The sequence below is a fragment of the Alkalicoccobacillus gibsonii genome (assembly GCF_016798245.1).
Taxonomy (GTDB): Bacteria; Bacillota; Bacilli; order Bacillales; family Bacillaceae_D; genus Alkalicoccobacillus; species Alkalicoccobacillus gibsonii.
The window spans coordinates 56,953-75,378 of record NZ_JAEUZA010000003.1 but is presented as its reverse complement, the minus strand read 5'-3'; the positions used below and the strand labels follow the sequence as shown (position 1 = coordinate 75,378).

Here is an 18,426-nt window from a genome sequence, read left to right as displayed (position 1 = left end):
CCCCTCACCCAAAAGGCAAGAGGACGGTACAATCAGTTATCTATTCATTTAATCCCATCTCAGCGCGTACCACTTCTGCGATGTCTTCTACGAATTTCGTGCATTTTTCTTCGGTTTCGGCTTCTACCATGACACGTACTAATGGTTCTGTGCCTGATGGGCGTACGAGGACGCGGCCGTTTCCGTTCATTTCTGCTTCTACCTTTTCAATCGCTTCTTTTACTAGCGCATTTTCTTCGACTGCGTGTTTATCGGTTACTCGGATGTTCACAAGCTGCTGCGGGAAGACTTGCATTGGCTCTGCTAGTTCTGAGAGCGTTTTTCCTGTCATTTTCATGATGTTCACAAGTTGTAGAGCAGAAAGGATTCCGTCCCCTGTAGTGATGTAATCAAGGAAAATGATATGCCCTGATTGCTCACCGCCTAGGTTAAAGCTGCCTTTACGCATTTCTTCCATCACGTAGCGGTCGCCAACGCCTGTTTGTTTTGTATCAATGCCTGCTTCTTCGAGTGCTTTGTAGAAACCAAGGTTACTCATAACCGTTGTCACCACTGTACTGTTGTTCAAGCGGCCTTGTTCTTTGAAATATTTCGCACAGATGTACATGATTTTATCGCCATCAACGATTTGACCTTTTTCATCAACGGCAATCAGACGGTCAGCATCTCCATCAAAAGCTAATCCGATATCAGCTTCTTTTTCTAATAAGAATTCTGCGAGTCCTTCTGGATGTGTGGAGCCACAGCCTTCATTAATGTTTACTCCATTTGGTGTGCTGCCCATCGCAGAGATATCAGCGTCAAGATCAGCAAAGACGTGGCGTGCAAGTGCAGAAGCCGCTCCGTTTGCACAGTCAAGCGCAACGTGAATGCCTGAGAAGTCATCCTCTACCGTTTGTTTTAAGAACTGGATATACTTGTGTCCGCCTTCAAAATAATCGTTTGTTTGACCAAGCGCTCCACCTGTTGGACGTGGAAGTGTATCTTCTTCAGCGTCTAATAGCGCTTCAATTTCTGCTTCCTGAGCATCCTTTAATTTAAAGCCATCCGGTCCAAAAAATTTAATTCCGTTATCTGGTACAGGGTTATGTGAAGCTGAGATCATCACACCTGCGTCCGCACTGATATTTTTTGTTAGGTAAGCCACACCGGGTGTTGAAATTACGCCCAGACGCATAACCTCTGCACCTATCGATAGAAGTCCTGCCACTAATGCACTTTCAAGCATTTCCCCTGAGATTCGTGTATCTCTTCCGATTAAAACGCGAGGCTGCCCTTCACTGTGCTGGGTTAACACGTAACCCCCTACTCTTCCAAGCTTAAACGCCAGTTCAGGTGTGAGCTCCGTATTGGCTACACCCCTGACACCGTCCGTTCCAAAATATACTCCCATTGTCATCGCTCCTTCAACTCAACTACTCAGACTGATCGGTAATTGTTAATTTTGCATTTTTAGATTCATCTGGTTCAAATCGAATATTTTGTGGTCCATTAAATTCAATCGGTAATTCCTTTTCTCCAGCCGTTTCTTCACTGATATCAACATATGCCTGAAAATCTGAGGTGCTCATACGATTCAACTGTTCCTCTGTTCCATAAGCCGTTACATTTATGTATGCCGGTTGATCCGCAGCGAGCCTGGCCGACATTTCATCAGATCTTCCCATGATATTCAGCGGTACACCTGAAAGTTCACGTTCCTCTTCTTCACCAACTGTCACATTGACGGATATCTTTTTCGGTTCTACTCGTTCTGCTCCATCAGGAACTGGCACGTCCAGCTCAATCGTTGTTGATTCTTCAATTTTGCTTAAATCTAGTTCCACTCCGCTGAGAGACTCTAGACTTTCAATATAATCGGCCGGCCCGTAAACAGTGACATCACCTGGCTCAAGCTCAATTTGCTCAATGCTTAACCCAGATTTCAGCTTACCTGTTCGTTTGATATTAACTGGTACTTGTTTATTTGGGCTTGTTACTGGAACTCGTACCGTTACGAAGTTCGGGTTTGAATCCATTTCAAGCTCAATCCCATCCGAATTATAGATGTGAACGGGATATTCGTCTTCAATAGTGGCATCCGCCTTGTCCATGTCTACAAAAACCTTTGCCGTAGCCGCATACGAGAGAAACTCTCTAGCATTTGTGACATCCACGTTAATCGGAGTCACGATTGGTGTTCCAACCGTGTATCCTTCCTCCACACTGTCTGTGTTCAATAAGTCGACTTGAACAGGGAAGGATGACGTTTGAATTTCTTGAAGCTCGATATTAGCGGTTGTTGGTGTGACCGCTACCGACAATTCGCTTGGAAATCCTCGATATTCAATCCGAGCACGATGTGACCCTTCTTCAAGCTCTGTCGCATCAACAAAAACCTCATACGTTGGTCTCATCATTTGAAAATAAGCCAATGCACTTCTCGACCCACTTAATTTTACTTGTACCGTCTCGGGGGCCTCTGTTAAAGCATACTCTTCTTCATTATAATTTACGTGAAGCTCTACTTCTTCAAGTGTGTAGGAGCTGTTACTAATGGTCGGCAAGACACTTGGCTGATTACCAAGGTTATCTTGGTTAACCATAGCAAATAGCATAAGCGCTACAAAGAACGCAATGATCCGTACAAACCAATGGCTATTAAACAGCCTATCCATTTTTCTTTCCTCCCCACTTAAAGCGTGATGGAGCTGATGCTTTATCTTCAGAGAGCATTGATTTTTCTAGAATTTCACGCAGTTCTTCCTCCGTTAAATCACGGTGTAATTCTGCGTTTTTCGTAACAGAGATGTTCCCTGTTTCTTCAGATACAATGATCGTAATACAATCTGTAACCTCACTTACTCCGAGCGCTGCACGGTGTCTAGTGCCCAACTCTTTTGAAATAAACGGATTTTCAGATAAAGGCAAGTAACAGCCTGACGCGAGAATGGACTCGTTTTTAAGAATGACCGCTCCATCATGCAAAGGCGTGTTCGGAATAAAAATATTTATGAGAAGCTCTGACGTTAGATCCGCATTCATCGAAATACCCGTTTCTGCGTAATCACTTAAGCCAGTTTCACGCTCAATTGAAATAAGCGCTCCAATTCTTCGTTTACCCATGTATGTACACGATTTAATAATGGCATCAATTGATTTTTGCACAGGTTCATTCTTAGGCGCCGTTCGACTCGCAAAAAAGCGCCCTCTCCCCAACTGCTCAAGACCTCTTCTCAGCTCAGGCTGAAAGATAATAATAATCGCAAGTAACCCATATGTAAGTGTTTGCGACATGATAAACTCAAGCGTTCGGAGCCCGAAGAACCCACTGATAAACCAAACAATTAAGATAACGGTTATTCCCTTGACCAATTGTACGGCCCGGGTTCCTCTAATAATCATAATCAACTTGTAGATCACGTACGTTACAAGTAATATATCAATAATTTGACCAAAGTAACTTAGCCAACCAACATTTTCAAATGGCAAATCAAACGGAAGCATAGCCTGCATTGCTTTTCCTCCAAACAAATCAATCTAAACTCACACAAACGAGACAGGAATAGCAGCCTGTCTACCTTCATTATTCATTCAATCGCTAACAGTCATTGAGCTATACCCTTACCTTACGACATTAGCTGCCTCATTATACCATATAAGCGTAAGAATTGAGATAGATCTTGTCTTTGAATGTATGGAAAACTATGTGGAACTAGTTGGAAAACTCAAAAAAAGAGGGCGGGACATAACATTAATAAAGCGAGTAAAACACGAATATAGCAAATAATCCGCTACACGAGAAACCCTCGCTTTCCACGGGAACGGCCTCAGCCCCTTTCGCGGGAAAAGCGCCGCTACAGTGTCTTCACCACGTTCTGTTCCGTAGGAGTCTCAGGTTCTCCCTCCGCTTGTTCAAATAAAATAACGAAAGGCGAATGATTCTGCAATCGAATCATTCGCCTTTTCAAATTGATTTTTAATTATGTCCCAGCCTCTTCTTTCATTCACTGTCATTATCAAAAATCGAAACCGTTTCATTAAACATATGCTTCATATTATACCAAACCCACTCAAGCGCCTGGTTCACTTCCTCAATTTCCCCGGCCACTTCTCCAGTTGAGGCATAATACGGCTTGCTATTTACCAGGAGGACATCTCCTTCGACATTTCCTTCTACAACAAGCTGACCATTCCGGACGACTAGATCCCCTTGGATGGTTTCTCCTTCTGGTATGGTTACGACGCCGGTTTCTTTATCAATTTGAATATTTCCCGATCCAGATACAGTAACCTTTTCAGCGTTGCCTGACCAAGAGGTTAAGAAGGAAGCGGACATTAATAAGAAAAAGATTGCAGCCGCTATAAGAATTGGATGTTTCTTTATTTTGCTTTTCCATTTTACGGTTTGTTTTTTAGGTGGTAGCTTTGCCATCACTTGATCTGTGAAGTTAGCAGGAGCTTCGATGTGAGATGCACTTTGGGTAAAGGCAATGACTTTCTTAAGCTCACGAAGATGCAAATCACATTCTTCACAGGTTTCAACATGTAGATAGAGTTCTTTCTTCTCTACTTCGGTTGCGTCTCCATCTAAATACTTATGAATTAATCCTTGCACATGTGACTCGCACGACATAGGAATATGCCTCCTTCTTTAAATCTTCCTCATTCGTTTTCTAAGGGCCTCTCTACCACGATGAATTCTCGTCTTCACTGTGGAAATCGGCATATCAAGTATTTCACTAATTTCTTTCAGCGACAAATCCTCCATATATTTTAAAATAACAGCAGATCGATACTTAAGGGGTAACTGATTAATCTCTGATTGGATCCATTCCTGCATTTCTAAGTTAACCACTTGATCTTCAGGAAGTTCCTGGTCAGCAGCAAGCTGCGATTCGTAAGTAAGTCCTTCCGTTCCTTTTACCTTATCCTCCAAGTAAAAGTCAGGCTTCTTTTTACGAAGTCGGTCAATCGCAACATTTGTTGCAATTCGGAATAACCAAGTAGAGAATTTACGATCCATATCAAATTTATCAAGGTTCGTATAGGCACGTAAAAAAGCTTCTTGTGCCACATCCTGAGCTTCCTGTGGATGACCAACCATTCGATAGGCCACTTGGTAGACCTTGTCTTTAAATAACTCGACAAGCTCACCAAAGGATTCAGTATCCCCTTTTTTCACTTCGATTATCAATTTCCTAACTAATGTGTCCATAGCAATACCCCTGACCGCTTCAATCTGTACCGTTTACGTACCGGCTTAAAAAAGGTTTCGTTTTTTATTACACTTTTTTTATTTTAACAGAAAAATGGGGTTTGAAAGAATAAAATTAGGGTAGTAATTATGTATCGATGTTAAAATCGGACTATTTTCCCAGAAAAGGGGTGACGAGTAATGCCATCAAAGAAAACAAACATACTCTTGCACAAAATCGAAAGAGTCCGCCATGATCTAAACAAAATGGCCTTAACAGTTGATCTAAGCTCCCCAGATATCATTAATAGAAGCCAAGAATTAGATCACCTACTGAATGAATACAAGACCATAACAAATTAGTAATCCTTTGTCATCTCCAAAAGAGATGCTTTTTTTATTTCATACAAAAAAAAGAAGCCTTACTCCATAATGAAGTTTCAGCTTCTTTTATATATACGATTAATTAAATTCAAGAAAAGAAGTGAGCCATGAAGGATTCCGACGCTATGCTAGTCCTGCTTCCTACTTCTTTTTATTAATGAAGCAGGGGAACCGTAGGTGAGAATCATGCTCTACTTAAAGAAAAAGTGAGCCATGAAGGATTCGAACCTTCGACCCTCTGATTAAAAGTCAGATGCTCTACCAACTGAGCTAATGGCTCATGTTTTTACTCATAAAAAAATGGCTGGGCTACCTGGGATCGAACCAGGGAATGACGGAATCAAAATCCGTTGCCTTACCGCTTGGCTATAGCCCAACAAAAATGGTGGAGGGGGGCAGATTCGAACTGCCGAACCCGTAGGGAGCGGATTTACAGTCCGCCGCGTTTAGCCACTTCGCTACCCCTCCAAGCTAAAGAAAAAAGATAATATGGTGGAGGATGACGGGCTCGAACCGCCGACCCTCTGCTTGTAAGGCAGATGCTCTCCCAGCTGAGCTAATCCTCCATTATAACTTCAGATAAGCGGCGGATTTCTTCGTCCACTGCGTTATTCTCAATCAGTCACGTACAGTTGTACGCTCCTTCTTTCGAAAACTTGTGTCCTTGAACTCCTTGCTTCTCTTTGTTATTGACTGCAGATAAGCTTCAGATTCCTCTTAGCTTCTCTATGTACATCGCTGGTTATTCATAAATAGTAATGGTGACCCGTACGGGATTCGAACCCGTGTTACCGCCGTGAAAGGGCGGTGTCTTAACCGCTTGACCAACGGGCCAGAAGTGTGTGTCTCAATCACTGACAAAAAGTATTATACCCAATCCACAAACATAAGACAAGTGTTTTTAAAAACTTTTTTCAAAAAAGATTTTTCCACTACCTTTACGAACATACATTCGGTATAATAAAAAGAAAACCGAAGAGGATGATTTTGATGGAAAAGGAACCTGACTTATCGCACATGGAGTTACTCACCATCCTTGAAAAAGTACGTTACTCCGCGCGACAAGAAACTAAATTAGAAGTGGCTGAGTGTATGCTCGATTATGGAATTGATATAACGCTTGTCGGAGCTGTAACAGGACTTAAGAAAAGCCAGCTACTATCTGGAAAGTAACGCCGTTTCCTCCATAGTCATTTAGCCCGAAGATTAAAAAAATCGCCCACTTCCGTAGCCAAACTTCCATGAGTGCATAGAGTAAAGTATTCCCTTTGAAAGGCGGTGTACGCATGGGCTTCTTCGGTGGTGGTAACTACGGTGGCGCTGACTACGGTTGTGGCGGTGGCTACGGATACGGTCAACAAGGACCAGTTGGAGGATACAGCGGCGGTTGTGGTAACGGTTTTGCTTTAATCGTTGTTCTATTCATTCTTCTTGTAATCATTGGTGCTTCTTACTGCAAATAAGTAATGAAGCTGATCCGTCAACTCTTCACTCTGTAAGTGTTGACGATCTTCACTATGCCTATTAACCAAAGAGCTGTCTCATTTTAAGGCCATTCACTTCTGAATGCACCCATTTGAGACAGCTCTTCTTTTATTGGATATACTTATAAAAACGAAGGAGGATTTCCTATGAAAGTATACTATGAAGAGATTGACGGTCACCTCTTCCCTCAGTGGTTGCTGCTCCCTGCAACAAGCCATTCATCGTCTTTATCCGTTCAGCTAGATGCTCCATTTGAACGTATGGAGGCTGAAGATTTCCATGATGAGCTCACGATTGTTACGGTGACTCAAGCAGCACTTGCTATTCGTCCTGTAGATGAGACTCATTTTGTCCTACATACCGATCAGATAAAGAATGATTTAGAAGTCCAAATGCCCGAATCGGTTGATTATTATTTGATCCGCTTGGACGATTTAGAAGAAGTGCTTCACATGAATGTTAAGCCTTACTTTTCCCGTCCTCTTTAATTCTTTTCTCTATATAAAGCTTATTTTGTTTAGTGAATCCGCAATAGAACACGTCATCAAAATTTTCGTATCCTTTTTCTTTAAGCTCGTTTCTTAACCAACTTGAGTCTTTTCCAAAGATCCCCAGGTGCTCTTCTTGTACCATGCCGTCTAAAATAAAAGGAAGAGTGAATGGCGACTGATCTCCTTTTTTATAAACAGATAATGCTCCTGATGTTTCAAGTAACGCATAGTCGACGTCACAGATGTCGAATACATCCTTTGTCCTCAGCTGAAGTAAAACGTCATCGAGATTATACGATTGCTTCTTCATGTTCTCCTGCTGAAGTTTGCCTTCACGTATGATTAGTACGGGTCGACCATCAACGATATCTCGGAATTTTTGATTCTTTAACGAGATGCGTGAAAACGTATATTGAATAGCAAACAACAAAAGAATGGGAGCAATTCCCTTCATAAATGAAATATCTGTGTCTTCAATCATAATAACGGCAATATCTACAATCAGTAATGTGATGACGATATCTAAAACACTAATTTCTCCGATATCTTTTTTTCCGGTTAAGCGAAAGAAAGTCAAAATCATAAAAAACACAATGGCTGTCCGTAGCAGCGCAACCAATACCTCATCCATCTTAAAAAGTCCCCCGATCGACAGATTTTGTTTGTAGTATCTGTCTACGACTGGGGGACTATGCATGAAATATGCTTATGATATTTTCGGAAGTCGCTTCACTAAGCGCTTCATCACTCGGTTTGATTCACTTAGTACAAGCTGTTTGTCGAGTGTTTTCATGATGCGGTTCTCCATGACGATCTTTCCATTAATGATCGTTGTTTCAACATCAGCACGTGTAGCAGAATAAACAATTCGAGAGATTGTATCTACATCAAATGATGGATAGGTGTGAAAATCATTTAAGTTTAAAATGGCAATGTCCGCTTTCTTTCCTACTTCCAAACTTCCAATTTCATGGTCTAGACCTATGGCTTTCGCTCCACCAAGTGTAGCCATGCGGAACACAGTTCTTGCGTCCATTGAAGTTGGCCCATGAACTGGTTTTTGAATCAGAGCTGCGAGTCGCATTTCATTAAACATATCTAGATTGTTGTTGCATGGTGCCCCGTCCGCACCAAGACTGACTGCAATGTCCTGACTGAGTAAGTCGGGAATTTCCGCAATACCAGAAGCTAGCTTTAAGTTTGAGCCTGGGCAGTGTGTCACTTTTACACCGCGGTCTTTGAGGATTTTCTTCTCCTGTTCGTCTAACCAGACGCAGTGCGCTAAGATCAATCGTTCATTCGCCAGTCCTAAATGATCCAAGTAAACAACATTTCTCATACCCGTTTCAGCTTGCACAATCTCAATTTCGCCACGGTTTTCAGACGCATGCGTATGCACCTTAACCTGGTAATGATCAGACAATGCTTGAACTTCTTTGAGCAGTGGCTCTGTGCATGAAACAACAAATCTTGGTGTAAAGGCGTATTGAATCCGTCCTTGATCATAATTATGCCATTTCTCTAATAAATCAACGCTTTCCTGAATGGATTGCTGCGTATTTTCCTGTAATGCTTTAGGGACTTCAGTTCCTTTATCCATCATGACCTTACCGGCTAATGCGCGGATCCCTGTTTGCGAGATCGCCTGAAAGGCCGAATCCGTGTGGTGGACCGTTTCCATATCAACAATCGAGGTGGTTCCACTTTGAATGAGTTCACCGATCCCAAGCATTGCTGAGTAATAGATTGATTCTTCATCATGAGCCGCTTCGAGTGGCCAGATCCGCTTTTGCAACCAATCCATTAACTCAAGGTCATCCCCTTTTCCACGAAAGGCCGTTTGACATAGGTGGATATGTGTTTGAACAAATCCTGGGATCACTGTTCTCCCTCTACCATCAATCACCTTGTCGGCTTTCACATCCCCAAGATTGGATCCAATGGCTTTAATCGTTGTGCCCTCAATTAGAAGGTCTCCCACAAACGATTCTTCTTCCTTGTTCATCGTAATCAATTCTGCTTGCTTAATTAAAATGCTTCCCACTTTAATCACTCCTCACATTGAAATGAAAGAAGATTTGCCCACAAAAAATAGCTACAAAAATAGGGCAAACCTATTCTCGTAGCTAGGAAGTTTAAGGCTCCTACTAGAAACCCCCAATCCATATTATCGGGGCTATACGATGACAAACGATACTATGCAACTACTGCTATAGTGTAGTGCATAAGAAGCGATCAAGCAAGATCATCGTCACATTACCTTACTACTTAAAGTTTAAACAAACGTTTGATTGATTCTGTGAACAGGTTCGTCACATTCACTGTTTGATCACATATTTCTCTTACTATGGTGCTTGTCTCTTTTTGAGTGTGATGGTTACAATAATAATGATCTTATCTGTTGGAGGCCGTTTATGGTTATGATTGTTCAATTATCAAATGTCTTTCTATATATAGCGTTTGCGATCGTGTCGGGGTATTACATTCTACAAATCTTGCCAGAGAGGCTCCGAGCAAACATTACGCTAAAGGTACAAACGGTTGAAAGTATACTTATTTCAATCCCCATTTTACTTGCTGTACCTGTTGTAAATGTAATTAATACGCTCACGAGTCAATTCGGCGCAAAGTGGTCTGATGCCTTTACAACGGTTTTACTGACGTATTCTGCCGGACAAGCACTCATTGGTTCGATCATTGTGGTCATTAGTATGTTCCTTTTGAGTCGCATGAAAAAGCCTTCTGCAAATGTGGTAAAGTATGCCCTTTTAGGAGGGGCCGTTCTTTTAATGGCTTGTGCCAGCTGGGCAAGTCACGGGACGTCTATTTCCGGTTGGTTAGGCTTTGTCTCAACCTTTATTCACTTCATTAGTGTAGCTGCATGGATAGGTCCCTTATTTGTAATGGGATGGTACGCAACCAATTTGCCCGATAGTCAAAAGCTTCATAAATGGTTTTCTCCCGTAGCAGCTGGAGCTGTGTTATTACTGTCACTTACAGGTTTCTTTCTTCTCACTCAAGTGACACAGGATTATTTTAACGGATGGCTGTTGTCCTACGGTCAGCTTTTATTTATTAAACATATTCTGTATGTGCCACTTCTCTTTTTCGGCCTGCGACATTTGGTTATGCTCAGCTTAAAGAAGCCTCGTTTAACGGAATCGCAGCTGAAACGCTCCTTTCGAGCAGAATCTGTTATTGCACTACTTATCTTCGGCGTGACCGGATTTATGTCTGAACTCGAGCCACCTCATGAGGTGTTGCGTACGTTACAAGCTGAGCCAGTGAGTTGGATTACTCAATTTTTCATCCAGGAACCACTCTCACAATATCAGTTACTAGCATTTTCGCCTGGGCCGATTGGATTTGTTCTGATTTATCTATCTCTGATTTTCTTTTTAGCTGGTTTAGCCATCTTATTGTTAACACGCGGTACCTTTTTCTCAGTGCTTATGATGGGGCTGTTGGTTATCTCTTCTTATACAGGTGTAATGATTTCGCTGTCTCCAGGAGAAATTTATGTTGATAATACCTCTTATTCTGAAATAGAAGATGCCATTGCTGCCAGCCACCCTGAACAGTCTACAATAGATGTTTTGTGGGAGGATATTGGAAGTGATATCGCCTATGCGATCTATACCGTAGACGGGACAGATCTTGGGCTTGAGAAGCTAACGGTCAATCAAGAGAAATTTACTCGCATTCCGTTGAGTGGACTTGTTTTGGAAGGAGGATTTAATCGTGCCAGCACCAATGGTACGCAAACTCAACGTTTTGAGACGGGGACGTGGCACAATCCAGACTTCAGGTTTGCGTATGTAACCTTTGGTTATACGGATTATCCAGAAGCGACGGAAGCGCGGATCATCTATACCGGTGAAACAGTCACAACTCCGATTGAAAATCAAACCTTCGTCTCTATCATAGATCGTGATGAGAGCTGGTACGAAACATACACGGTTGAGATCCTTGACGACCAAGGCGAGGTGCTCGACTCATTTGAACTGGATTCAATGAGCGGTGGCTTCCATCATTAATTAATACACAAAAAAGTTCTGCACCATGGTGGATGCAGAACTTTTTTTGTTACACAAGAGCCCCTTGCTCTTCTTTTAAACGGCTCCCAAGATATTTTGCTACCTCTAACATGCCGAACACACCAGCTTTTTCTTCGGCTTCCGAGTTGTAGTTTGTATTTGTATTAATGTCATACGTATATAGATTTCCTTCTTGATCACGGATACACTCGATTCCTGCAATTTGCACACCGTTTGCTTTTAAGACCTCCGCATATTGCACAAGGACAGGCTCGTTAAAGCTGTGATCAACTTGGAACTTCGCTTTTGGCTCCACACCTGCCGGACAGAATAAGTCTTCTATTGAGCAAGCGTCGGCAGGGCAAAGCTCAAAGCCTTCAGACGTATCCACTCTCACCGCATAGACAAATTCTCCCCCCACAAATTCACACCGGGTAATGTATGGCTCAGGTGCCTGAATGTATTGCTGGAGCAACGTAATTCCGTCAACCGGCTCTTCAAAGGCATCACTCTCTAGATATGTTTTCAGTGCCTGTTTGTCTTGGAATAACTGCACACCAAGCCCTTTTCCGGCACGATTATGCTTGGTAATAAAAGCTTGTCCATCAAATGTATCCGCAGCCTCTAGGATTTGGTCTTTACCAACGGCGGCCACTGTTTTCGGTGTACGGACGCCGAATTTTTCAAGCTCCATATATTGAACGACTTTACTCACTTCAAGCTGTAGCGCCCGGCTATTATTAATGACCGTACGCCCGTGACGTTCGAGCCATGCTAGCACCGCTGATGCAAGCTCTGGCGCATAACGGTGACCTCGCGTATGAGAAGAAGCGCTCATACGAGAATAAAATACACCTTCAGGAGGAGCCTCATTTAAATTAATGGCTCCACTTTTTAAATGCCAATCCTCATAAGGAAGACCTAACTCTTCTAACCTTTTAAATAAGTGTACTGTCCATTCCTGGTTTTCATGAATTACATAGATCTTTTTCATATTAGATTGTCTCCTTTGTTTGCTCTCTTAGCTGTTCAACAACTGGCATCACATCACGAGCGAAACGTTCCATTTCTTCATATTGAGGGGAGCATTGTAAGAGAACGAGATCAAGTCCTGCTTCTTCATACTCCAAAATCCGTTTGGCAATCATCTCTGGTGTACCAATTAATTCAGGTCTCAATCCGCGGTTGGATACGGAGTAGTCTTGAAGCTTAATTTGATGTTCAAGCTGCGATTTACTTGTAAAATCATCGTATCCGGCATAGGCATCTGATTCCTTCACATCTGTAATCCGAGCAAGCTCTGCTTGAGCCTCTTCTTCTGTATCTCGGCAAATGACGTAAGCCGCCATTCCAAAACGCGAAAAGGGAGAGTGCCCCGTTTTTTTCCGACGTTCCTTCATATCTGCAATTTTCGCACGGATTTCATCCACCGTTCCCCCGTGCATCACGTAAGCATCACATTTTTCGGCAATCGTTGTTTTGCCCTGTTCACTTTCACCACCTGCATAAAGGATAGGATTTGGGCGCTGAACAGGCTTCGGTGAAAGCTTCGTATCCTTTAACTGATAGTAGCTTCCATCGTAGGTGAAAGATTCCTCTGTCCACAATCCCTTTAACACATCAATGAACTCTTCCGTTCGTGCATAGCGCTCATCGTGCTCTGTGAACACTCCACCATATTGACGCGCCTCCTCCGCCCACCAAGCAGACACAACATTTAACGTAAACCGACCATTACTAATCTGATCGATATTTGCCGCCATCTTCGCCGTCGTCGCCGGATTATGGAACCCCGGACGAATCGCTGTCATTAATTCAATTTTTGACGTAACCGCAGCAAGTGCCGCTGCTGTGGTCCAGGCCTCCAGTACATCTTCACCAGGACCCTTTATATCATTTAAATAAAGTTCAGCAAGAAGAGTTGTATCATAACCCCATTCCTCTGCTGCTTGAACGACTTTCTTAGCATAATCAAAGGTTGGTGGCATTTCTTCATCCTGAACATTGCGTAACCACCCCCCAAAAATCGGTAGCCAAAACCCATACTTCATCTGTTACGCCCCCCACTCTATAATAAAAAAACACCTCTTCTATAAGAAGACGTGTGTGTACTCCTTATCTATCAGAATGATCATCATTCTGCTGGATTTGGCACCTGAACAAATAGTCGGTTGCCGGGCTTCATAGGGCCAGTCCCTCTGCCTCTCTTGATAAGATATATGATTGTATATTAATTTTATCAGATTACTCAGAAACTCTCAATGATAGAGATTTAAGATGCTTTTTCTCGCATTTTATGACGAACAGAACGATAGGTTAAATAAAAGATAGTGACACCTACAAGAATGACTATTGCTGATTTGATAGGAGTTGGTTCACCAATAACACCTCGCAACAAGTCACCTGGACCAAAGGGAACTCCGAGCCATCTTAAGAATCCTTGAGCTAAAAAATAGAACAGTATCCCTAGGATAAACCATCTCATAAAACCGCCCCCACCCATATTTCTGAAAATAGATTATATTCAGTGTATCAAGGATTAAAGAGTTTGAAAAGGATGAGGGTGTAACACTCTCGTTTGATTGGTTAATGCTCCTCTCTCCCCTCTAACGCTCCAATTCACCTGTCTCCAACAAAAAAAACAGCAAGCATCCGAAGATACTTACTGCTGTGTCTTGGCCTCGGCTTCTGCTGCGGCCATGTCCATGTGAAAGAACTCCCAAAGGTGTCCGTCGATGTCTGCAAAGCTCCACCCATACATAAACCCGTGGTCCTGCGGTTCATTATAAGATCCTGCCCCTGCAGCAAATGCACGGTTCACAACCTCATCGACTTCTTCGCGGCTATCAAGCGAGAGCGCGACAATGGCTTCGGAGTGGGTGTTTGTGTCAGGAATTTCTTTTTTGGTGAACGATGTGTAGCGATCTTCTTCCAGGAGCATCACATAGATCGTTTCGTTAACGACCATGCACGTTGCACTTTCATCTTCAAATTGCTCATTAAAGGTAAAGCCAACCTCTGTAAAAAAGGACTTTGATTTCTGTAAATTTCGGACAGGGAGATTCACAAATATTTGTCTCGCATTAATACTCATTATGAACCCTACTTTCTTCACATTTTTCCTTAGTATTCGCCTTCTTTTTGCTTATTCCTGCTTTCTTATCGTTCTCTTGTGCTGTGTATTCAAAAAAACTTGGAACGTCATACGTGTTTACCTTATCTATCGATTCCATCACCTTCATCTTAATTTCTTGTTCAACGTCTTCTCGGTACTGCCAAGGGATGTGCCGAATGCTTTTTTTAATTTTCGGTTCCATCTTCTGAATAAGATCTCTTTTCCTTTTTGTGTTACTCATGCTTGTCCTCCTGATCTATAGCTGTTCTCAATTTTAAAAGAGCTCTTGTGGCAATTTGAGAAACATTCTGTGGTGTACTTCCAAGCCTCTTAGCAATGACCTTGTGACTGAGTCCATCTACAAAGTAGAGGTTGAGCACTTGCTTTTGCTTATTGGAAAGTTTGAGAAACTGCTTGTATAGCGCGGGGCTCTCAATGACTTCTTCCAAATGCTGCCCTCCCTCCGTTACAAGACTCTCTACACTCGGATCCTTCGATTCTAATACATCATGAAGATAGAGTGAGTGATCGTCTGAGAGCGGTTGATCCATCACATAGGAATGTCGTGCAAAGTGTCGCCTATAGCGTTTGCTCACATCAATGGAGTAAAAGTGAATCAGCTGCGAAAGATATTTCACTAAGCGAAGCTCCATATAAAAGGTACGGAAGCTTTCATTCACAGCCTCTTTATTTTTTGTTGTGGGTTCATCAATACTCTCAATTAACAGCTTCATATGCTGTTCATCTTCAAGAAACGCACGTATAACCGGTGTGTTAAGAGCCTTTTCATAGGTTGTAACAAATTCTCTAAACTCATTTGACTCCTTATAGGCACGTTGGTTTACTAACTCCATCAAACATACCTCCTTTCTCTTTAAAGAGATGACAAGCAACGAATAATCAATGTTCTATAAAATAAATAAGAACTTATGTTCTCATTATACACATAAAATACGAATATATGTTCTTATCAATTTGGGAAAAAAGTTGATTTTTCGTTCGTGGGGATCTCTTTAGATAGTAGCTTCTCTTAAAGGGGTGAAAAGATGGGAACTATGCCTGAATGGACGATGCTGCTTGCGAACGTCGGATTTCCAAGTGCTGTTGCCTTGTATCTATTGTTTCGTTTTGAAAAGCAAATCACCGCGCAGACGCTGGCCATTGAAGACCTGAAAAGGAAGCTCGTAACTAAAAATGAGGAGGACGAGTAACATGAACATCATCCAAGATTTTATTCCAACGAGTAACTCAAACCGCCCAGGGACAAGCCTTGCTCCCACGTATATCACCGTACACGAAACAGCCAACACGAGTCCCGGAGCAGACGCAGAAACACATTCCCGCTACGTAAAAGGGGCAGATGCCCAAAGCAGGCAAGTCTCCTGGCACTATACAGTAGATGATTCCGTTATTTATCAACACCTTCCAACAAATGAAGTTGGCTGGCATGCAGGTTCAACAGGAAACAGTCAGTCTATTGGAATTGAGCTTTGCGTAAATAGCGATGGCAATTTTACCGCAACACGCCAAAGAGGTGTTGAACTGATCCAAAGTTTAATGAACCAATTGAATATCCCACTCTCACGTGTGGTTAGTCATCAGCATTGGACCGGTAAAAACTGCCCGGCTAATCTGTTAAGTGTCTGGAATAGCTTTATTCAAGAGGTTGGTGGAAGTAGTAACGACTCAATCGGAACCGTTCGGGTGCTTGCTTCCTCTCTCTGGGTATACAACCGTCCTGACTGGAATGCTCGCTATCAGACTGTTAGTCGCGATGAGGTTTTTACTGTTGTACGCGAGTTAACGGTTAACGGATCAAAGATGTACGAGCTTCGCAGCGGCTTATTCATTACTGCGAATACTCAATACGTACAATTCCAAGCTCGTTAGATGCAAGAAACTCGACACCCAAGCTTTGGCGTCGAGTTTCTTTTTTTATATCGATAGAATTGGCTCTGCGACTTCTTTTTGGTAAAAAAGGAGTGTGCCACCCTTTTCCTCAACTGAAAAATACGTATCCCAGTCCTCTTCATAACGATCATCTGTTGCTCCATACACGGCAACTGCTTGGATGTGTGTTCCCGGTTCGAATGTACTCACAACGGTTGGAATACTCGTTCTTGGATTTATGAGGTTTGTATTTATGTTTGGATACACAAGTTTCACCTCTCCTGTTCCATAAATGCGTTTCATTCCGCTTGTGCCACCACGATGCGTATAAAGCGCTTTGCCCTCTCCCACGATCGATAATCCATTTTCCCCTTCATCAAGTCCAACAGCAAACCCACCTTCCGCAGCAGTTAGCTGCCTAGCTGTTCGGATTCGATGAACCCGCAGATGACACGGGAGTCCAGGCACCAACCAGGTCTCTACAATGACATCTTGCCATGGCTTCCATTCCATTTTGATTAACGATTTTGAAAGTTGGATACTCGTAGACGAACGTTTCACTCTGAAAAGTTGATCCTGCTCGCTTAATGCAAGCATAGAGTCAAAAGCCCCCTGTTCGATCCCCCATTCTGCCCGGGGTACACTAAACCCAAAGTGGCTCGAATAGACAAACTTTTCGTACTTTGCAGAAGTATGCGTATGTTCATTTGTCCTTGGATGTCCTGCATTAAACATCGCTGCATGACCATGATGACGAGCCAGTACTTTGTTTGCTTCAGCTTGAGCGTGCACTTCCGATAAAGTTGGCATTTCCTGTTCTTCCGCACTCCAAAATGGATGATTATCAGGAAACGCCAGAAATAAGAATGTTTTAAGTGCCCAGTATGGGGAGCCCGGTGAGTTGTAGTTTTCCGACATTTCTAGGTTCGGATAGTCGTACCCAATCGTTAACACACCTCTCGCATCAAAGATTGGTCGGTCCATCCATTCACGAAGATGACGAAACAATAGACCTTTGATCTCTCCAAGTGAATAGGGGGCAACATCTACCTCCGCAAAGACAATTGCACTCCAAAACGCAGCCTGTGCAAAGCGATACGTCATGCTACGTCCATACGGAATCGCACGTCCATCGTCCGCAAACCAATAGATAAAGTCCTTCGCAAAAAGCTGGGCTCTCTCTTTATAAAGAGTTGCCCTTGCAGGATCCTCCTTCTCCATTACCTTTGCATAAAAAAGGCTATAAAAGTGAATCGCAAACGGCACATAATAATCGCGGTGGGCATCCTCCCCATCTGCATACCAGCCATTCCCCAGGTAAAAAGCCTCCATTCGTTCAAGCGAATCATCAATGGTTTGCTGACAATAAGAAGCGCCTACCTGCTTTAATCCCAGCTGAACAAGAACCGGAAAGAACAACCAGTTGCAGTCATGACACTTGTACTGACTGCTTTGCGACAGCCACGCAACTAGATGATCCTGCTCCTCGTTTGTTAACTTCCCCCATAGTTGATTCGGCATCAAACAAAGAGCATAGCCGTACACAGACATTTCTACTAGCATCTGATGGTAATCGGTTAGCTTTCCCCAATATTGCGAGTGGTTTGGATCCGTTCCATTTCTAATCCCTACTATGAGTCGATCAAGATGTGAAGTCTCACCACCACCTGCTACAAGTGGAGCTACTCCCCAGAAAAGCCTTGAGAATGCTTCCATACGAGCCGTTTTTGAGCCATAAGAAGAGCCCGTTTCCCCTAAATGAATTCCTGCATGACCTTCTTTTAACTCAGCCATCACAGGATCAATAAGTTCAAAAAGTACGTTCTCGACATCCACTTTTGTTGCACC

The 18,426-nt window shown here is 42.8% G+C and carries 21 protein-coding genes, 5 tRNA genes, 1 pseudogene and 2 riboswitches; of the genes and pseudogenes, 7 read left to right on the top strand and 20 right to left on the bottom strand.

Going from position 1 to position 18,426, the window contains the following annotated elements; all coding sequences use genetic code 11:
• Nucleotides 1–40: 40 nt before the first annotated feature.
• From glmM to sigW, 5 genes are all read right to left on the bottom strand, one after another.
• Nucleotides 41–1,393 carry a phosphoglucosamine mutase gene (gene glmM, locus JNO66_RS11995; protein ID WP_203088532.1) on the bottom strand — a complete coding sequence of 451 codons (1,353 nt, stop codon included), beginning with the start codon at nucleotides 1,391–1,393 and terminating at the stop codon, nucleotides 41–43.
• A gap of 22 nt (nucleotides 1,394–1,415) precedes the next feature.
• Complete coding sequence (locus JNO66_RS11990; RefSeq protein WP_203088531.1) at nucleotides 1,416–2,657, bottom strand: CdaR family protein; 1,242 nt, start codon at nucleotides 2,655–2,657, stop codon at nucleotides 1,416–1,418.
• Nucleotides 2,650–3,495 carry a diadenylate cyclase CdaA gene (cdaA, locus tag JNO66_RS11985; protein WP_373367173.1) on the bottom strand — a complete coding sequence of 282 codons (846 nt, stop codon included), beginning with the start codon at nucleotides 3,493–3,495 and terminating at the stop codon, nucleotides 2,650–2,652. Before cdaA ends, JNO66_RS11990 begins: the two co-directional genes overlap by 8 nt.
• Before the next feature lie 487 nt (nucleotides 3,496–3,982).
• Nucleotides 3,983–4,615 (bottom strand): anti-sigma factor family protein, encoded by a 633-nt coding sequence (locus JNO66_RS11980; protein ID WP_203088530.1) that lies wholly within the window; start codon nucleotides 4,613–4,615, stop codon nucleotides 3,983–3,985.
• An 18-nt stretch (nucleotides 4,616–4,633) separates the two neighbouring features.
• Nucleotides 4,634–5,197, bottom strand: coding sequence for an RNA polymerase sigma factor SigW (sigW, locus tag JNO66_RS11975; RefSeq protein WP_203088529.1), 564 nt, complete (start codon nucleotides 5,195–5,197; stop codon nucleotides 4,634–4,636).
• 180 nt (nucleotides 5,198–5,377) lie between these two features.
• Between sigW and JNO66_RS20805 the strand changes: the two genes are divergently transcribed.
• The gene (locus JNO66_RS20805; RefSeq protein WP_203088528.1) at nucleotides 5,378–5,539 is read left to right on the top strand and encodes an aspartyl-phosphate phosphatase Spo0E family protein; all 162 of its coding nucleotides are present in this window, start codon (nucleotides 5,378–5,380) and stop codon (nucleotides 5,537–5,539) included.
• A gap of 228 nt (nucleotides 5,540–5,767) precedes the next feature.
• Here the strand turns inward: JNO66_RS20805 and JNO66_RS11965 are convergent.
• The 5 genes from JNO66_RS11965 to JNO66_RS11945 form a co-directional block, all read right to left on the bottom strand.
• A tRNA-Lys gene (locus JNO66_RS11965) sits at nucleotides 5,768–5,840 on the bottom strand.
• 21 nt (nucleotides 5,841–5,861) lie between these two features.
• Nucleotides 5,862–5,936: transfer RNA gene (locus JNO66_RS11960), tRNA-Gln, on the bottom strand.
• 7 nt (nucleotides 5,937–5,943) lie between these two features.
• Nucleotides 5,944–6,028, bottom strand: a tRNA-Tyr gene (locus JNO66_RS11955).
• Between the two features lie 22 nt (nucleotides 6,029–6,050).
• Nucleotides 6,051–6,126 (bottom strand) — tRNA-Val (locus JNO66_RS11950).
• A gap of 193 nt (nucleotides 6,127–6,319) precedes the next feature.
• Nucleotides 6,320–6,394, bottom strand: a tRNA-Glu gene (locus tag JNO66_RS11945).
• Between the two features lie 156 nt (nucleotides 6,395–6,550).
• Here JNO66_RS11945 and JNO66_RS11940 point away from each other — a divergent pair.
• From JNO66_RS11940 to JNO66_RS11930, 3 genes are all read left to right on the top strand, one after another.
• Nucleotides 6,551–6,733 carry a hypothetical protein gene (locus JNO66_RS11940; RefSeq protein WP_203088527.1) on the top strand — a complete coding sequence of 61 codons (183 nt, stop codon included), beginning with the start codon at nucleotides 6,551–6,553 and terminating at the stop codon, nucleotides 6,731–6,733.
• A 113-nt stretch (nucleotides 6,734–6,846) separates the two neighbouring features.
• Nucleotides 6,847–7,023: a YjcZ family sporulation protein gene (locus tag JNO66_RS11935; RefSeq protein WP_203088526.1), complete on the top strand. Its 177-nt coding sequence runs from the start codon at nucleotides 6,847–6,849 to the stop codon at nucleotides 7,021–7,023.
• 168 nt (nucleotides 7,024–7,191) lie between these two features.
• The gene (locus tag JNO66_RS11930) at nucleotides 7,192–7,533 is read left to right on the top strand and encodes a hypothetical protein (RefSeq protein WP_203088525.1); all 342 of its coding nucleotides are present in this window, start codon (nucleotides 7,192–7,194) and stop codon (nucleotides 7,531–7,533) included.
• Here JNO66_RS11930 and JNO66_RS11925 read toward each other — a convergent pair.
• Both JNO66_RS11925 and JNO66_RS11920 read right to left on the bottom strand, forming a co-directional pair.
• Nucleotides 7,505–8,167 (bottom strand): DUF421 domain-containing protein, encoded by a 663-nt coding sequence (locus JNO66_RS11925; protein ID WP_203088524.1) that lies wholly within the window; start codon nucleotides 8,165–8,167, stop codon nucleotides 7,505–7,507. The two genes, JNO66_RS11930 and JNO66_RS11925, sit on opposite strands and share 29 nt — an antisense overlap.
• Before the next feature lie 75 nt (nucleotides 8,168–8,242).
• Nucleotides 8,243–9,580 carry a 5'-deoxyadenosine deaminase gene (locus JNO66_RS11920; protein ID WP_203088523.1) on the bottom strand — a complete coding sequence of 446 codons (1,338 nt, stop codon included), beginning with the start codon at nucleotides 9,578–9,580 and terminating at the stop codon, nucleotides 8,243–8,245.
• A gap of 59 nt (nucleotides 9,581–9,639) precedes the next feature.
• Nucleotides 9,640–9,740, bottom strand: a riboswitch (purine riboswitch).
• Nucleotides 9,741–9,950: 210 nt separating this feature from the next.
• Between JNO66_RS11920 and JNO66_RS11915 the strand changes: the two genes are divergently transcribed.
• The gene (locus JNO66_RS11915) at nucleotides 9,951–11,573 is read left to right on the top strand and encodes a copper resistance D family protein (RefSeq protein WP_203088522.1); all 1,623 of its coding nucleotides are present in this window, start codon (nucleotides 9,951–9,953) and stop codon (nucleotides 11,571–11,573) included.
• 49 nt (nucleotides 11,574–11,622) lie between these two features.
• On the opposite strand, the gene JNO66_RS11910 is transcribed toward JNO66_RS11915, so the two are convergent.
• The 6 genes from JNO66_RS11910 to JNO66_RS11885 all read right to left on the bottom strand — a co-directional run bounded on the left by JNO66_RS11910 (nucleotide 11,623) and on the right by JNO66_RS11885 (nucleotide 15,542).
• Nucleotides 11,623–12,567 carry an ATP-grasp domain-containing protein gene (locus tag JNO66_RS11910; protein WP_203088521.1) on the bottom strand — a complete coding sequence of 315 codons (945 nt, stop codon included), beginning with the start codon at nucleotides 12,565–12,567 and terminating at the stop codon, nucleotides 11,623–11,625.
• 1 nt (nucleotide 12,568) lies between these two features.
• Complete coding sequence (locus JNO66_RS11905; RefSeq protein ID WP_203088520.1) at nucleotides 12,569–13,624, bottom strand: LLM class flavin-dependent oxidoreductase; 1,056 nt, start codon at nucleotides 13,622–13,624, stop codon at nucleotides 12,569–12,571.
• Between the two features lie 61 nt (nucleotides 13,625–13,685).
• A riboswitch (SAM riboswitch) is annotated at nucleotides 13,686–13,790 on the bottom strand.
• A gap of 55 nt (nucleotides 13,791–13,845) precedes the next feature.
• Nucleotides 13,846–14,058 (bottom strand): hypothetical protein, encoded by a 213-nt coding sequence (locus JNO66_RS11900; RefSeq protein ID WP_203088519.1) that lies wholly within the window; start codon nucleotides 14,056–14,058, stop codon nucleotides 13,846–13,848.
• 177 nt (nucleotides 14,059–14,235) lie between these two features.
• On the bottom strand, nucleotides 14,236–14,667 hold the full coding sequence (locus JNO66_RS11895) for a VOC family protein (protein ID WP_203088518.1): 432 nt from the start codon (nucleotides 14,665–14,667) through the stop codon (nucleotides 14,236–14,238).
• On the bottom strand, nucleotides 14,657–14,929 hold the full coding sequence (locus JNO66_RS11890; RefSeq protein ID WP_203088517.1) for a hypothetical protein: 273 nt from the start codon (nucleotides 14,927–14,929) through the stop codon (nucleotides 14,657–14,659). Before JNO66_RS11890 ends, JNO66_RS11895 begins: the two co-directional genes overlap by 11 nt.
• On the bottom strand, nucleotides 14,922–15,542 hold the full coding sequence (locus tag JNO66_RS11885) for a sigma-70 family RNA polymerase sigma factor (protein ID WP_203088516.1): 621 nt from the start codon (nucleotides 15,540–15,542) through the stop codon (nucleotides 14,922–14,924). The genes JNO66_RS11890 and JNO66_RS11885 overlap by 8 nt, the downstream gene beginning before the upstream one ends.
• A gap of 192 nt (nucleotides 15,543–15,734) precedes the next feature.
• Between JNO66_RS11885 and JNO66_RS11880 the strand changes: the two genes are divergently transcribed.
• Nucleotides 15,735–15,899, top strand: a complete 165-nt coding sequence (locus tag JNO66_RS11880) for a YvrJ family protein (RefSeq protein ID WP_203088515.1) — start codon at nucleotides 15,735–15,737, stop codon at nucleotides 15,897–15,899.
• A 1-nt stretch (nucleotide 15,900) separates the two neighbouring features.
• Nucleotides 15,901–16,578, top strand: a complete 678-nt coding sequence (locus tag JNO66_RS11875) for an N-acetylmuramoyl-L-alanine amidase (RefSeq protein WP_203088514.1) — start codon at nucleotides 15,901–15,903, stop codon at nucleotides 16,576–16,578.
• Between the two features lie 45 nt (nucleotides 16,579–16,623).
• Here the strand turns inward: JNO66_RS11875 and JNO66_RS20990 are convergent, their stop codons facing one another.
• Both JNO66_RS20990 and JNO66_RS20985 read right to left on the bottom strand, forming a co-directional pair.
• The gene (locus JNO66_RS20990) at nucleotides 16,624–17,370 is read right to left on the bottom strand and encodes a DUF2264 C-terminal domain-containing protein (protein WP_373367177.1); all 747 of its coding nucleotides are present in this window, start codon (nucleotides 17,368–17,370) and stop codon (nucleotides 16,624–16,626) included.
• Nucleotides 17,371–17,448: 78 nt separating this feature from the next.
• A pseudogene (locus JNO66_RS20985) lies at nucleotides 17,449–18,372 on the bottom strand (DUF2264 domain-containing protein); the annotation flags it as partial.
• Nucleotides 18,373–18,426: the final 54 nt, after the last annotated feature.